The following is a 14,595-nucleotide window of genomic DNA, read 5'->3' as shown; positions in this document are numbered from 1 at the left end:
CCGGAGAAGCACTTGATGATTTTTCGTGGGTTGATTCGCGCGCTGCAGGGTTCCCGGAGCCGCCGTTCCTTCCTGCTCTTTGCCCTCGGCTCGATCGGCACGTTCTCGATGGCGGCACGCGCCGTCAACTGGCTGGACGGGCCGCTCTGGCTGGCGCTGGCGTTCGTTGCGGCGGGCCTGGTGTTGGCAGGCTTTTACCTGTGGAAGGCGCTGTCCCGCCCGCAACCGTCGCGCGGCCGCAAGCGGTAAAGCCTCTGGCGGCAGGCGGTAAAGTTGGAGTCACTATGACTACTCCTTCAGCGCCCGACGCCGTCTCCAGCTCCGCCCCCAGTGTGACCAGCGAAGTCACAGCCGACACCCCCGTCCGTGTCCGGTTCTGCCCCTCGCCCACCGGAACCCCGCACGTCGGCCTGATCCGCACGGCGCTGTTCAACTGGGCCCACGCCCGCCACACGAAGGGCACCTTCGTGTTCCGCATCGAGGACACGGACGTGGCAAGGGACTCGGAGGAGAGCTACCAGCAGCTTCTCGAGGCCCTCAAATGGCTCGGCATCACCTGGGAGGAAGGCGTGGAGGTCGGAGGGCCGCACGAGCCGTACCGCCAGTCGCAGCGCCTCGACCTGTACAAGGACGTCGTCGCCAAGCTGATCGAGGCCGGCTACGCCTACGAGTGCTACTCCTCCCCGGAGGAAGTGGAGGCGCGCCACCGAGCGGCGGGCCGCGACCCCAAGCTGGGCTATGACAACTTCGACCGCGAACTTTCCGAGGAGCAGCTGGCCGCTTTCAAGGCCGAGGGCCGCCAGCCCGTGCTCCGCGTGCGGATGCCCGATGAGGACGTCACCTTCACCGACATGGTCCGCGGCGAGATCACCTTCAAGGCCGGCAGTATCCCGGACTACGTGATCGTCCGCGCCGACGGATCCCCGCTGTACACCCTGGTCAACCCCGTCGACGATGCGCTGATGGGCATCACCCACGTGCTCCGCGGCGAGGACCTGCTCTCCTCCACACCGCGCCAGGTGGTGCTGATCCGCGCGCTGATGGACATCGGCGTAGCCAGCTACCTGCCGGTCTTCGGCCACCTGCCGTACGTCATGGGCGAGGGCAACAAGAAGCTCTCCAAGCGGGACCCGCAGTCCAACCTGTTCCTGCTCCGGGACCGCGGCTTCATCCCGGAGGGCCTGCTCAACTACCTCTCGCTGCTCGGCTGGAGCCTCTCCGCCGATGAGGACATCTTTACCGTGGACCAGCTGATCGAGCACTTCGACGTCAACGACGTACTCGCCAACCCTGCCCGCTTTGACATCAAGAAGGCCGAGGCCATCAACGGCACGCACATCCGGATGCTCGACGCCGAGGACTTCCGCGGCCGCCTGGTTCCGTACCTGCGCACCGCCGGGTTTGTCGGCGACACCCTGACCGCGCGCCAGGAGGAGATCCTCGCCGAGGCGGCCCCGCTGATCCAGGAGCGCATCTCGCTGCTGGGCGAGGCCCCCGAAATGCTCGCCTTCCTGTTCAAGAACGACGACGCGATCGACGTCGCGGACGACGCCCGCAAGGGGCTACCGGAGAATCTCACGGAGGTGCTCGACGCCGCCCTGGCCGCCCTGGAGCCCCTTGCCGACTGGAATGCCGAGAGCATCCAGGCCGCGCTCAAGGAAGCCCTCGTCGAGGGCCTCGGCGTCAAGCCGCGGCTGGCCTTCGGCCCGGTCCGCACGGCCATCTCCGGCCGCCGGATCTCCCCGCCGCTGTTCGAATCCATGGTGATCCTGGGCAAGGACTCGTCCCTGGCCCGGCTGCGCGCCTTCCGCGGCTGATCATGAGCTCGCCCTCAGCGCAGAACAACGTCAGGACCAGCGCCCTGGCCGCCAGCCTGGGCAGTATCCGCGGCGTGCTGTTTGACATTGACGACACCCTGGTGGACCTCGAGTTCGCCATGACGGCGGCACTGCGCGACGTCAGCGAACACCTCCTGCCCGGCCTGGACCAGGCCGGGTGGGAGAAGTTCGGGCGGATCTTCACCCGCGAGACCACGCACTTCTACGACCGATACCTGGCCGGTGAACTGAGCTTCAATGAACAGCGCCTGCTCCGCGGCCGGGCCGCCCTGGGGCACTTCGGCGTGGAGCTGGAGGAAGGCGAGGTGGCCCACCACTGGGTCAGCTCCTACGCCAGCCGGCAGCACGGCTACATCCGTGCCTTCGACGACGTCACCCCGATGCTGGACGCCCTCGATGCCGCCGGCATCCCCTACGGTGCCGTGAGCAACAACGTCCACGACTACCAGCGGGTCAAGCTGGACGCCGCCGGACTGGAACGGATCAGCGTGCTGGTGGGCACAGACACTGTCGGTGCGGCCAAGCCGGATCCGGCCATCTACCTGGAGGGCGTCCGACGCCTTGGCACCGGCCCCGGCGAAACGCTCTATGTGGGGGACAACCGCCTCCTCGACGCTGACGGCTCGACGGCGGCCGGACTCCTGGGCGTCTGGCTCAACCGCGGCGGGGAGCCGGCCCCGGGTTTTGCCGGCCGCGAGATTGGTTCCCTGCTGGAGCTGCTGGCCTGACTCCAGGGCACACCCCGTGGCTGTGATGCAGATAACGCCGGCAGTCGGCACGCAAACTGCCGGCTCGGCCATGGCGGAGGACCGTCGGCGCACCCCGTTCCGGGTTGCGGTCCTGGCCGCGGCGGCGGATCCGCGGGGATTTTCTGCCCCCCGCAACGATGGGAGCCCGCCGCGGCCGACGGGGTGCACTCATCCGGAGGGCCGGACGGCTCGATTTGTGCAGACGAAAACTCTCGGGTAAAGTAATTACTCGTGCTGAGGCGCCGGGAGCGCGGGTTTAGACCCACGAATCCGGCCCGAAAGTTCCATTGGGATATGGTGTAATTGGCAACACTACGGTTTCTGGTACCGTCATTCTAGGTTCGAGTCCTGGTATCCCAGCTCTGAAAAATCCGCGTATTTACGCGGCTGATCAGGGGTTTCAGACCGGTTCGCCGATTTGAAACACTTGCTGAGTGTATGAAATAATCGCTTAGCGTGAATGGCAGAAATGCTGTTCTGGAGAGTACGCGGCCCCATCGTATAGCGGCCTAGTACGCTGCCCTCTCACGGCGGTAACGCGGGTTCGAATCCCGCTGGGGTCACCAATGAAACGGTCCCGGGCATCAGCCCGGGGCCGTTTTTCGTTGTCCGCACCCCGCGCCGCTGAACCGGCACGGCCCGGAACTGGCATGATGTTGCGGTGAGCTCCGACGAAACCACCGGCCAGGCCGTTGAACTGCTGGAAGCCGTCCACCGCGACCTGGCTGCCACCGCACTGCCCCTGGCCCTGCCCGGCTCGGACGACGCCCGGCGGGACATCCGCAACGCCCTTGCCCAGCTCGAGGATTACATCCTGCCGCGCTACCGGAGCCTGGACGCGCCCCTGCTGGCCGTAGTGGGCGGTTCCACCGGCGCCGGAAAATCGACCCTCGTGAACGGACTCGTCGGGCACGCTGTCACCCGGGCCGGTGCCATCCGGCCCACCACGCGCCAGCCCATCCTGCTGCACCATCCCGCCGACGGGCGCTGGTTCGAGGACCAGCGGGTCCTGCCGAGCCTGAGCCGGATCCGCGGCACGGTGAACCGCGAGCCGCTGCCCGCCAGCCAGGCCGGTCCCACGCCTGACCCTAGCGCGATCACGTCCCTGGTACTGGTCGGCGATCCAGCCGTGCCGCAGGGAATCGCGCTGCTGGACGCTCCCGACGTCGACTCGATTTCCGCCGACAACCGCAAGCTCGCCGGGCAGTTGCTGGCTGCCGCCGACTTGTGGGTGTTCGTCACCACCGCCAACCGCTATGCCGACGCCGTTCCGTGGCGCCTGCTGCTGGACGCGGCCTCCCGGGACATCATGGTGGCCGTGGTCCTGGACCGGGTGCCCGCCGCCGCCGAGGCCGAGGTCAGTGCCGACCTGCAGTCGATGCTCGGCAGGGAGGGCCTGGGTGAAGCCCGCCTTTTCGTCGTCCCGGAGGTGGCACTGGATGGGATGGGGATGCTTCCTCCCGCCGCCGTGGAACCGTTGCGGTTCTGGCTGCAGGAGCTCGCCGCGGACGCCGCCGGTCGCGCGGACATCGCCCGCCGGACGCTCAACGGGACTGTCAAGGCCCTCGGGAGCCGCGTCGAGGTGGTGGCGAAGGCCGCCGGAGACCAGGAACACGCCGCCGACGTCCTGGCCGGGGATGCCCGGGACGCTTACCGGGACGCCGTGGCCAGGATCCTGGAGGCTACTCGGGATGGCGCCCTGCTGCGGGGCGAGGTCCTTGCCCGCTGGCAGGACTTCGTAGGCACCGGCGAGTTCTTCCGGGCCATGGAGCAGAACATTGGCCGCTTCCGAGACCGGGTCGGTGCCTTCTTCCGGGGCGAACCGGCACCGGCGGTGCGGGTGGAGACGGCGATCGAAACCGGCCTGCAGGCCGTCATTATCGATGAGGCCGCCAACGCGGCCGAAGATACGGACGGTCGCTGGCGCTCCGATCCGGCCGGCCGCCAACTGCTGGGCAGCGACGACCTTTCCGGAACCTCCGACGGCTTCGCCGAGAAGGCTGCTGCCGAGATCCGGGCCTGGCAGGGGAGCCTTATGGAGCTGATCCGGACCGAGGGCCAGGGCAAGCGCACCCAGGCCCGCTGGCTGTCCTTTGGCATCAACGGCCTCGGCGCCGCCCTGATGATCGTGGTGTTCTCCATGACAGCCGGACTCACCGGGTTGGAGGTCGGCGTCGCCGGGGGCACTGCCGTCGCCGGGCAGCGGCTGCTGGAAGCGGTGTTCGGCGAGGACGCAGTGCGCCGGCTCGCCAAGACGGCCCGCGAGGATCTCCATGCCCGCTGCCAGAAGCTGCTTGAGGCTGAACAGCAGCGATTCCTGGCCCGGCTCGAGATTTCCGGCGGGGTCACCCCGGCGGTGCTCTCCGGCCATGCCGCGGCGCTGCACCGGCTGGCGGCCACCTCGTGAGCCGCCATGGTGCCGCCGCCGAGGCCACCCGGCTGGACCGCCGCCTTGAGGCCCTGAACGAGGCCCGGGAACTGGCCGAAGGGGCGCTCCCGGACGACGTCCTGGACGGCGTTCTCCAGGTGCTGGACCGGGCCAGTTCCCGGCGCTCCCTCTCGGCTGACCACACCGTCGTCGGATTCTTCGGGGCCACGGGCAGTGGAAAGTCGTCCCTGTTCAATGCTGTCAGCGGAGCGGAAATCGCGACGGCAGCTGCCCGCCGGCCGACGACCTCTGAGCCGCTCGCCGGCGTCTGGGGCGCCGAGGGCAGCGAGCAGCTGCTGGACTGGCTGGAAGTCCGCAACCGGCACCACGCCAGCCCGGTGCCCGGTTTCGCCGACGACGGCACCGGCCTGATCCTCCTGGATCTTCCCGACTTCGACTCCACCCATGCCGCCAACCGCGAGATCGTGGAGCGGATGGTGGGACTCGTTGATGTCCTGGTGTGGGTGCTCGATCCGCAGAAGTATGCCGACGCCGCGGTGCACAACGATTTCCTCACCCCACTCGCCTCCCATGGCGCTGTCACCCTGGTGGTGCTCAACCAGATCGACCGGCTCCCGGACCGGGACATTCCCCCGGTGCTGGAGTCGCTGAAAGGCATCCTGGCGCGGGACGGGCTGGGCAAAGTGCAGGTCATTGGCGCCTCCGCCCTCGTGGGCACCTGCGTGGACAAGGTCCGGGCCGCCATCCGCCAGGTGGCAACGCAGCGGCAGGCCCAATCGCAGCGCCTCGGGGCCGACGTCACGCAGGCCTCCGCCCGGCTCGCCGAGGCTTCCGGAGCCGGCGCGGCGGCCGGGGTCAAAGCGGCCTCTAAAGGCCGGCTGGCCGAGGAACTGGCGAGTGCGGCCAACGTCCCGCTCGTGGTGGAAGCCGTTGTCCGGTCATTCCAGCTGGAATCGACCCGCCGCACCGGGTGGCCCGTCACGCGCTGGCTGGTCCGCTTCCGGCCTGACCCGCTGAGGCGGCTCAACCTGCGCAGGGAGGGATCCCGGCCCGAACTGAACCGCACCTCGCTGCCGCCTGCCGGTGCCCCGGAGCGGGCCCGCACCGATGCCGCTGTCCGGGAATTTGCCGATGCAGCATCCGACGGCGCCCCCGGGCCCTGGCGGGCCGTTATCCGCGGCGCCGCCCGTGAGGGCCGCGAGCAGTTGCCGGATGCACTGGACCAGGCCATCGCGTCCACAGATTTGAAGGCCGCGGGCAAGGCCTGGTGGTGGACGCCGTTCAACGTTGTGCAGTGGCTGGCACTGCTGGCGGCCCTCTGTGGATTCGCCTGGCTCGGGGTGCTTGCCGCGCTGGGCTATTTGCAGCTTCCCGTGCCGGAGGTCCCGCTGGTGCAGGGCTGGCCCGTGCCGACTGTCCTGATCGCCGGCGGCGCGCTGCTCGGGATCGTCCTGGCCATCCTGGCGAAGCTCATCGCGGGAGCCGCTGCCCGGGCCCGGGGCGCGGCGGCCCGGAAGCGGCTCAAGGCGTCTGTCGCGGCCGTGGCGGAAGATTTTGTGGTGGAGCCCGTGGCGCTCGAGGTCAGCCGTCTGGCGTCCTTCAACAAGGCCCTGCAGGCAGCGGCGCGCTGACCCGTACCGGGCTGCTACGCGCAACCGTGCCGCGGCTGCAGCAGTGCAGCGTCTGCAGCCGGGCTGCGCCTACGCCGTCGCAGCGGCGTCGCGGACCTTGATCATGGTGCGCAGGTTTCGGGTGGTGGTTACGGACTTGTACTTCGGCCTCGCGGACAGCTTGCTGAACGGGCTGTCCAGCGTGCCGCCGGCGGGCGCCAGCCACGCCAGGGCCTCCGGCCCCAGCGCGGTCACCTGCGCACCGTCCAGGGCGCTGCCGGCCTCATACAACTGAGCAAGCACCGCGGCGTCCGAGCCGAGCGTGAGGTAGGTGTGCGTGGAGGCGTCGTCCGCAGGATAGGGACACGCCGCCACCAGTTCGCCCACCCGGTCTGCCGGCAGAACCACCACCCAGGCGTCATAGCCGAAGGCCTCGCGGAGGCACGCCTCAAATTCCTTCTTCACGCCGGCGGGGGACAATTCGCTCGAGAGCACCACATTTCCACTGGCCAGAAGCGTCTTCACGCCCGAAAATGGACGTGACGTCAAGGCGGCCTTCAGCTCGGCCATCTTGATGGTGATGCCGCCGACGTTGACCCCGCGCAGGAACACCGCATAACTGCTCATGCGGACAGCCTATGCCGTGACCCCACTCCGGTTGTCGGTCAGCTCCGGTGTCGGGCCGCAACGCAGGAGATCTTCCAATTTTGTCGGTGGCTCCTGAGATCCTGAAAGTGTGGATAGCAGGACAGCGTGGAGTCCGGAGAGCAGGCAGGCCTGGGAGGCCGTCGCCGCGTCCGTTGCTGCGCTTGGTGCCTTCACGGGCGCCGGCGCGGACTGTCCTGATGCCCCCGGCAGCGGTGGGCTGCGGGACGCTGATCCTTCGGGCAGTGGTTCAGTCCGCGATGCCGAGTCTGATCCGCTGTGGGCTGATCCGTTGCGGGATCTGGCGGATGCGTGCCTGGAGGGGATGGCCGGGGTGGCCCGCCGGGAGGCACGGACGGCGGCGTTGAAGGTCAGGTTCGCCGCGGACTACGTGCAGGCGACCCGGGCGCTGGCGCCGCCGGCGGCGTCCCCGCAGGACCGCGCCGTCCGGGAGATGGCGTTGGTGGCCGAGGTCGCGTGTGCATTGAGGGTCAGCGAACACGCCGCCGGCGCCTTCTTGTCCGAGTGCCAGGCCCTGACGACTTCGCTGCCGCTGACCCTGGCGGCCCTGGAGGCCGGGACAATCTCGTGGGCCCATGCCCGGATCATGGTGGACGAGACCAGCAATCTGGATCCGGCCGGGGCGGCGGCATTGGAGGCGCACTTCCTGGACCCGGACGCGCCGAACCCGGCCAGGGGGTGCCCGGCCGGGGATCTCGTCCCGGGACGGTTCCGGGCCAAGGCCCGTGTTTGGCGGGAACGCCACCACCCGGTCAGCATCGAGGAACGCCACACCAAGTGTGCTGCGGACCGGCGGGTCGAGTACTGCCCGGACCGGGACGGGATGGCCTGGCTCTCCGCGTACCTCCCGGCCGACACCGCCGCGGGGATCTGGGAGCGGACCACCGCCGCCGCCCGCGCCCTGCAGGGCCCGGAGGAGGCCCGCACTCTGACCCAGCTCCGCGCCGACGTCGCCGCCACCTGGCTCCTCAGCACTGGACTGGCCGAAGGCGGCACCGGGACCATCGGCGGCATAAGCGAGGGAGGACACGGTCTGGCTGGCGGCACCGGCACCGGCACGGATGTCAGCGGCCTGGGTGGGGGTGTGCCGGTCCCGCGGGCGCAGGTCCTGGTCACCGTCCCGGTCCTGTCCCTCCTCGGTGCCGGGGAGGAACCGGCCGTCCTGGACGGGTATGGGCCGATCCCGCCGTCGATGGCCCGCCGCCTGGTCGCCGACGGTGCGGGTTCCTTTTACCGGGTCCTGACGGATCCGCGGGACGGGGCTCCGCTGGAAATCGGCCGGACCAGCTACCGCCTCACGACAGCTCAGCGCCACTGGCTCCGGCTCCGCGACGGCAGGTGTCCGTTCCCCGGCTGCAACAACCACTCCCTGGACAATGAGGCGGACCATCTCCTGGCCTGGGCCGACGGCGGCACCACCGGGATCACCAACCTCGGCCAGCCCTGCCCCAAGCACCACCGCCTGAAGCACGGCACGGCCTGGACACCATCCGGGGCAAGCGAACACAGCCCGCCGGGCTGGACCTCACCGACAGGACGGCACTACCCCAGCGAACAGCAGGACTGGGATCCACCCGACTGGTCGGGACATCTCCTGCGCACGGACGAAGACGTGGACCTGGACGTCCAAATCCAATGTGCCTGATCCACCAGTTGCGTGCCGTTTCATCACGACCAGCGACCGGAGGGCCAGCCGTCAAAGATGTGCTGGAAGATCCGCGGGTCCGAGCCCTGGTGCGGTCCGATGGCGACCGGAGACGGGTTTAGTCGTTGGTCTTGCGCAGCGCCTCGGTCAGCACCCGGGCCGCGTTGCAGACCACTTCGGCGTGCAGCCGGCCCGGCTGGCGGGTCAGGCGTTCGATCGGCCCGGAGATCGACACCGCGGCGATCACCCGGCCGGACGGACCGCGCACGGGCGCCGACACGGAGGCGACCCCCGGCTCACGTTCGCCCAGGCTCTGGCCCCAGCCCCGGCGTCGCACTCCGGCCAGGACGGTGGGGGTGAAGCGGGCGGCCTGCAGGCCTTCCAGGAGCCGGTCGTGGTCCTCCCAGGCGAGCAGCACCTGGGCGGCGGAGCCGGCCTTCATGGACAACTGGGTGCCTACCGGAATGGTGTCGCGCAGGCCGATAGGCCGTTCGGCGGACGCTACGCAGACGCGCCAGTCACCCTGCCGGCGGAAGATCTGGGCGCTTTCGCCCGTGGCGTCGCGCAGCTGCATCAGGACAGGTCCGGCGGACGCGATCAGGCGGTCCTCGCCGGCCGCGGAGGCAAGCTCCACGAGGCGGCTGCCCAGGACAAAGCGGCCCTGGATATCGCGGCTGACCAGCCGGTGATGGACCAGCGCCAGCGCCAGCCGGTGCACGGTGGGCCTCGCCAGTCCCGTGGCTGCGACAAGCTGCGCCAGAGTGGTAGGGCCAGCCTCAAGTGCGTCAAGCACATGGGCCGCTTTATCGATGACACCGACTCCACTAGAATTGTCCATGTAATGATATTGCCGTCTCATTATCTGAGATGCAAGTCAACTCGCTGGCGCATTACGCGGGAGTGCTGATTCAGTGGAGAGAACAAGCCGGCAAGTACGAACACCGCAGTGAAGGGAGATGGCCGTGGCAAAGACACTGGCCGAGAAAGTCTGGGACGCGCACGTGGTGCGCAAAGGCGACGGCGAAGGAGCCAACGCGCAGCCAGACCTTCTCTTCATCGACCTCCACCTGGTGCATGAGGTGACCTCGCCGCAGGCCTTTGAAGGCCTCCGGCTTGCCGGGCGCCCGTTGCGCCGGCCCGACCTCACCATCGCCACTGAGGACCACAACACTCCCACGCTGGACATCGACAAGCCAATTGCCGATCTGACCAGCCGCACGCAGATCCAGACCCTCCGCAATAACTGCCAGGAATTTGGTGTCCGCCTGCACTCGCTCGGCGACGCCGAACAGGGGATTGTCCACGTCGTGGGCCCGCAGCTGGGCCTCACCCAGCCCGGCATGACCGTGGTCTGCGGCGATTCGCACACCTCCACCCACGGGGCGTTCGGCGCCCTGGCGATGGGCATCGGCACCTCCGAGGTGGAGCACGTGATGGCCACCCAGACGCTGTCCCTGAAGCCCTTCAAGACCATGGCCATCAATGTCGAGGGCACCCTGCGCCCCGGTGTCTCCGCCAAGGACATCATCCTGGCCGTCATCGCCAAGATCGGCACCGGCGGAGGCCAGGGCTACGTGCTCGAGTACCGCGGCTCCGCGATCCGGGCGCTGTCCATGGAAGCCCGGATGACCATCTGCAACATGTCCATCGAAGCCGGCGCCCGCGCCGGGCTCGTCGCACCGGACCAGACCACCTACGACTACATGTTCGGCCGCCCGCACGCGCCGCAGGGCGCCGAGTGGGATGCCGCCGTCGAGTATTGGAACACACTGCGCTCCGCGGACGACGCGACGTTCGACGTCGAGGTGGACCTCGACGCTGACACGCTGGAACCGTTCGTGACCTGGGGGACCAACCCCGGCCAGGGCGTGTCGCTGTCCGCCAAGGTGCCCTCGCCCGAGGACTTCGGCGATGAGAACGCCAAGGCCGCGGCGGAACGCGCGCTGCAGTACATGGGGCTGGAAGCCGGCACGCCGATGAAGGACATCCGGGTGGACACGGTCTTCCTGGGCTCCTGCACCAACTCCCGGATGGAGGACCTCCGCGCCGCCGCGGACATCATCCGCGGCCGCACCAAGGACCCCAACATCCGGATGCTCGTGGTTCCCGGCTCCGCCCGCGTGCGCCTCGAGGCCGAGGCCGAGGGCCTGGACAAGGTCTTCAAGGACTTCGGGGCCGAATGGCGCTTCGCCGGCTGCTCCATGTGCCTGGGCATGAACCCGGACCAGCTGGAACCGGGGGAGCGGTGCGCCTCCACCTCGAACCGCAACTTCGAGGGCCGCCAGGGCAAGGGCGGGCGCACCCACCTGGTCTCCCCGGTGGTGGCAGCGGCGACGGCGGTGCGCGGCACCCTGAGCTCGCCGTCGGACCTGGACCCCGCGCCCGGGTCCGCCGCGGTCCGTTCCGACGCAGCCTAGTGGGCCCTGCCCAGATCCACACTGTTCAGATCCACACAGCCTAGAAGGATCCGCCATGGAAAAGTTCACCACCCACACCGGCATCGGCGTCCCGCTGCGCCAAAGCAACGTCGACACCGACCAGATCATCCCGGCCGTCTACCTCAAGCGCATCACGCGCACCGGCTTCGAGGACGCGCTCTTTGCGGCCTGGCGCAAGGACCCGGCATTCATCCTGAACCAGGAGCCGTTCAACGCGGGCTCCGTCCTGGTGGCCGGGCCTGACTTCGGCACCGGGTCCTCCCGAGAGCACGCCGTCTGGGCGCTCAAGGACTACGGCTTCAAGACCGTGCTGTCCTCACGCTTCGCCGATATCTTCCGAGGAAACTCCGGTAAACAGGGTCTGCTCGCCGCGGAACTGGCCCAGGATGACATCGAACTCATCTGGAAGGAACTGGAGAACGCCCCGGGCATCGCGGTCACCGTGGACCTCCTCTCCAAGACGGTCCAGTGCGGCAACATCGTTGCGCCGTTTGAGATCGACGACTACACCCGCTGGCGCCTGCTTGAGGGCCTGGACGACATTGGACTGACCCTCAAACACGAGGAAGACATCACCGCCTTCGAGGCCACCCGGCCGGCGTTTATGCCCAAGACTCTTCCGGCCAAGCTGTCCTGACCGGCACGCCCCACTGCAACGCGGGGTCTCCTATGGCGCGTCCCCAGTGGGACATGCCGCAGGAGACGCCGCGTTGCTTTGTTATGAGCTGCTTTGTTTTGAACTGCTTTGTTTTCAACTGCGGAGACTGCGATTTACACCAAGCCCAGCTCGACGGCGAGGGGCCTCAGTTCGCGTAGGCCTGGAGTTCTGCGAGCCCGACGTTTCTGGTGGTGCCGCTGACGGTGGTGACGGTCAGCCGCAGGCTGGAGCTGGCGCGAACGGGGAAACTGATGCTGGTGGCCTTGCCGGCGTTGTCCAGGGCTTGTACCGGGACGGTGGTTCCGTCGGAGAAGGTCAGGGTGCCGCCGGTGATCTGGTCGTTGCTGTTGGGCCGGTCATAGAGCACCACCCGGCTCAAGGTGACGGCGGTGCCAAATGCGAGATTGAGGTAGCTCCCGGCTTTGCCGCCGACGGTGGCCCATTCCCGGGTGGCGTCGACCGGATAGCCGGCGATGACGCCGTCAACAGCCTTCAGGGCGGTCTGGCCCGAGCTCGTGTTCTCGGAACTGGCGGTAACCGACGCCGAGGCCGCAACGTTGCTGGCAGTGGGGGCTGGGGCCGCCGCGGGGGCTGCCGTGCCGGGGTAGGCCTGGAGTTCGGCGAGCCCCACGTTTTTGGTGGTGCCGCTGACGGTGGTGACGGTGAGGCGCAGGCTGGAGGTGGCGCGGTCGGGGAAGCTGATGCTGGTAGCCTGGCCGGCGTTGTCCAGAGCGGGTACCGGGACGGTGGTGCCGTCGGAGAAGGTCAGGGTGCCGCCGATGATCTGGTCGTTGCTGTTGGGCCGGTCGTAGAGCACGACCCGGTTCAGGGTAACGGCGGCGGGGAAGACGAGGTTGAGGTAGCTGCCGGCTTTGCCCCCGACGGTGGCCCATTCACGGGTGGCGTCGATGGGGTGGCCGGCGATGACGCCGTCGACGGCTTTCACTGCGGTCTGTCCCGCCGCGTCGTTCTGGGAGCTGGCGGTGACCGACGCCGATGCCGCAACGTTGCTGGCGGTGGGGGCGGGGGCCGCGGTGCCTGGGTAGGCCTGGAGTTCGGCAAGTCCGACGTTTCTGGTGGTGCCGCTGACGGTGGTGACGGTCAGGCGCAGGCTGGTGGTGGCGCGGTCGGGGAAGCTGATGCTGGTTGCCTGGCCGGCGTTGTCCAGGGCTGGTACCGGGACGGTGGTTCCGTTGGAGAAGGTCAGGGTGCCGCCGGTGATCTGGTCGTTGCTGTTGGGGCGGTCATAGAGCACGACCCGGTTCAGGGTGACGGCGGCGGGGAAGACGAGGTTGAGGTAGCTGCCGGCTTTGCCGCCGACGGTGGCCCATTCCCGGGTGGCGTCGATGGGGTGCCCGGCGATGACGCCGTCGACGGCTTTCACGGCGGTCTGGCCCGCGGCCGTGTTCTGGGAGCTGGCGGTGACCGACGCTGAGGCCGCGACATTGGCGGGGTCGGGGCCGGCAGCCGGCACCGCTGCGGTCGGGGAGACGGTGTAGGAGCGGGAAAGCCATTTGCCGATCGAGTTGTTGGAGCAATCAAGGGCTGTGGTGCAGGTCTTGGAATCATGCTGGGCATAGACCAGGAACGCATCGGTCTTGGCTGTCAGGTCGGGATCGACCACATTGGACGGGCGTTGGGAGGTGCCGTAGCCCTGGTAGCCGGTGATCGTGTGGGCGAGGGCGTACTGCTGCTGGGCGGCGTGTACGAGGTAGCCGACGGAGTGGTGGTCGCTGTGGTCACCGTCGCCGTAGGTACCGGCAAAGTCCAGGGTGGAAATCTGGTCCGGCTGGTAGCTGTTCATCAACGCCAGCAGGGTGTTCTGAAGCGCCAGGAGGGAATACGAGGATGAGTCGTTGACGGCAGTGATGGTGCTGATCGCTCCGCTGTAGAGCTTCTGGAGACTTTCGTAACCGTAGTTGGATCCGCCTCTTCCATCGCGGTGCCCGTCGGGCAGCCGCATGAAGGCCAGCGAGAGTTGCGATGCCCCGTTCAGGGTGGCCACCGGAATCGGGTGGCCGGCGATCCCGGCATCCGCTGTGGTCCAGGAGTCGGCGGTCCCGGCGAGGTGGGCGTAGGCGGCTTTCACCCCGTCCTCGCGCGCGCTCCAGTAGTCCGCGTCGTCATTGGCGTCGCCGGCCGTGAGATAGACGGTGCGCACGCACAGCCCGTCGCGGATGGCCGAGAGGAGCCAAGGGCTCTGGAATATCAGGTCATCATCCTGGTGGGCAACGATGTTCATTGCAGTTCCCGCAGGGCACCCGGCAGCAGCGTTGGCATCGGGTGCGGTCGCCATGCTTCCGGTGAGCGCGGCCACTACCGCGAACGCAAGCAGGACCAGGGATCCTCTTCGAGGCCGGTGAAATGCCATTTGACTCACCCTCACTGGTCGTCACGCAGTTGCTTTTGGTGACAACCGCACTGCCCGTTGCCGCCGGCTCTTTGACGAGCCCTTACTGTCGAGGATGGTGGCCGTGTGGCACCTCACACCATGAGGTGGGATACCCGATTAGTCCGCACGAGCACCCGTCTTTTGGCGCCGGCTACTCGGCCTCGGGGCAAAGAAAAGCAGGTAGCGGCGGACTGGCGCCGCATGGTTTGC

At 68.3% G+C, this 14,595-nt stretch carries 11 protein-coding genes and 2 tRNA genes; 10 read left to right on the top strand and 3 right to left on the bottom strand.

All coding sequences use genetic code 11. From position 1 onward, the window contains the following. Positions 1–15 precede the first annotated feature (15 nt). From AC50YC_RS05160 to AC50YC_RS05130, 7 genes are all read left to right on the top strand, one after another. Entirely contained in the window at positions 16–249 is a 234-nt protein-coding gene (locus AC50YC_RS05160; protein ID WP_494952523.1) for a hypothetical protein, read from the top strand. 35 nt (positions 250–284) lie between these two features. Further along, a complete protein-coding gene (gene gltX, locus AC50YC_RS05155) occupies positions 285–1,817 on the top strand; it encodes a glutamate--tRNA ligase (protein ID WP_494952522.1) in 1,533 nt (510 codons plus the stop codon). Positions 1,818–1,819: 2 nt separating this feature from the next. Further along, the gene (locus AC50YC_RS05150) at positions 1,820–2,566 is read left to right on the top strand and encodes an HAD family hydrolase (protein ID WP_494952521.1); all 747 of its coding nucleotides are present in this window, start codon (positions 1,820–1,822) and stop codon (positions 2,564–2,566) included. A gap of 309 nt (positions 2,567–2,875) precedes the next feature. Continuing rightward, positions 2,876–2,947, top strand: a tRNA-Gln gene (locus tag AC50YC_RS05145). A 130-nt stretch (positions 2,948–3,077) separates the two neighbouring features. Further along, positions 3,078–3,153 (top strand) — tRNA-Glu (locus AC50YC_RS05140). Positions 3,154–3,248: 95 nt separating this feature from the next. After that, complete coding sequence (locus AC50YC_RS05135) at positions 3,249–4,994, top strand: dynamin family protein (RefSeq protein WP_494952520.1); 1,746 nt, start codon at positions 3,249–3,251, stop codon at positions 4,992–4,994. Further along, positions 4,991–6,607, top strand: a complete 1,617-nt coding sequence (locus tag AC50YC_RS05130; protein WP_494952519.1) for a GTPase — start codon at positions 4,991–4,993, stop codon at positions 6,605–6,607. The genes AC50YC_RS05135 and AC50YC_RS05130 overlap by 4 nt, the downstream gene beginning before the upstream one ends. Positions 6,608–6,676: 69 nt before the next feature. Here AC50YC_RS05130 and AC50YC_RS05125 read toward each other — a convergent pair whose 3' ends face one another. Further along, a complete protein-coding gene (locus tag AC50YC_RS05125) occupies positions 6,677–7,213 on the bottom strand; it encodes a DUF1697 domain-containing protein (RefSeq protein WP_494952518.1) in 537 nt (178 codons plus the stop codon). 109 nt (positions 7,214–7,322) lie between these two features. Between AC50YC_RS05125 and AC50YC_RS05120 the strand changes: the two genes are divergently transcribed. Next, positions 7,323–8,897, top strand: coding sequence for an HNH endonuclease signature motif containing protein (locus tag AC50YC_RS05120; RefSeq protein ID WP_494952517.1), 1,575 nt, complete (start codon positions 7,323–7,325; stop codon positions 8,895–8,897). Between the two features lie 118 nt (positions 8,898–9,015). Here AC50YC_RS05120 and AC50YC_RS05115 read toward each other — a convergent pair whose 3' ends face one another. Beyond that, a complete protein-coding gene (locus AC50YC_RS05115) occupies positions 9,016–9,735 on the bottom strand; it encodes an IclR family transcriptional regulator (protein ID WP_056426387.1) in 720 nt (239 codons plus the stop codon). A gap of 124 nt (positions 9,736–9,859) precedes the next feature. On the opposite strand from AC50YC_RS05115, the gene leuC reads away from it, so the two are divergent. Together leuC and leuD are read left to right on the top strand one after the other, a co-directional pair. Next, a complete protein-coding gene (gene leuC, locus AC50YC_RS05110; RefSeq protein WP_494952516.1) occupies positions 9,860–11,314 on the top strand; it encodes a 3-isopropylmalate dehydratase large subunit in 1,455 nt (484 codons plus the stop codon). 55 nt (positions 11,315–11,369) lie between these two features. After that, positions 11,370–11,972 (top strand): 3-isopropylmalate dehydratase small subunit, encoded by a 603-nt coding sequence (leuD, locus tag AC50YC_RS05105; protein ID WP_494952515.1) that lies wholly within the window; start codon positions 11,370–11,372, stop codon positions 11,970–11,972. Between the two features lie 166 nt (positions 11,973–12,138). On the opposite strand, the gene AC50YC_RS05100 is transcribed toward leuD, so the two are convergent. Further along, the gene (locus AC50YC_RS05100; RefSeq protein WP_494952514.1) at positions 12,139–14,235 is read right to left on the bottom strand and encodes a PIG-L family deacetylase; all 2,097 of its coding nucleotides are present in this window, start codon (positions 14,233–14,235) and stop codon (positions 12,139–12,141) included. Positions 14,236–14,595 lie beyond the last annotated feature (360 nt).

This window comes from Pseudarthrobacter sp. MDT1-56 (assembly GCF_059383555.1).
Note: the sequence above shows the minus strand (reverse complement) of the source record. Positions and strands in the feature narration are given on the sequence as shown.

What these genes read in the sequence shown, in the direction of transcription:
- AC50YC_RS05115 (WP_056426387.1), bottom strand. Translation starts at nt 9,735, where the DNA reads ATGGACAATTCTAGTGGAGTCGGTGTCATCGATAAAGCGGCCCATGTG.
- AC50YC_RS05125 (WP_494952518.1), bottom strand. Translation starts at nt 7,213, where the DNA reads ATGAGCAGTTATGCGGTGTTCCTGCGCGGGGTCAACGTCGGCGGCATC.
- leuD (WP_494952515.1), top strand. Translation starts at nt 11,370, where the DNA reads ATGGAAAAGTTCACCACCCACACCGGCATCGGCGTCCCGCTGCGCCAA.
- gltX (WP_494952522.1), top strand. Translation starts at nt 285, where the DNA reads ATGACTACTCCTTCAGCGCCCGACGCCGTCTCCAGCTCCGCCCCCAGT.
- AC50YC_RS05100 (WP_494952514.1), bottom strand. Translation starts at nt 14,235, where the DNA reads ATGAACATCGTTGCCCACCAGGATGATGACCTGATATTCCAGAGCCCT.
- AC50YC_RS05150 (WP_494952521.1), top strand. Translation starts at nt 1,820, where the DNA reads ATGAGCTCGCCCTCAGCGCAGAACAACGTCAGGACCAGCGCCCTGGCC.
- AC50YC_RS05160 (WP_494952523.1), top strand. Translation starts at nt 16, where the DNA reads ATGATTTTTCGTGGGTTGATTCGCGCGCTGCAGGGTTCCCGGAGCCGC.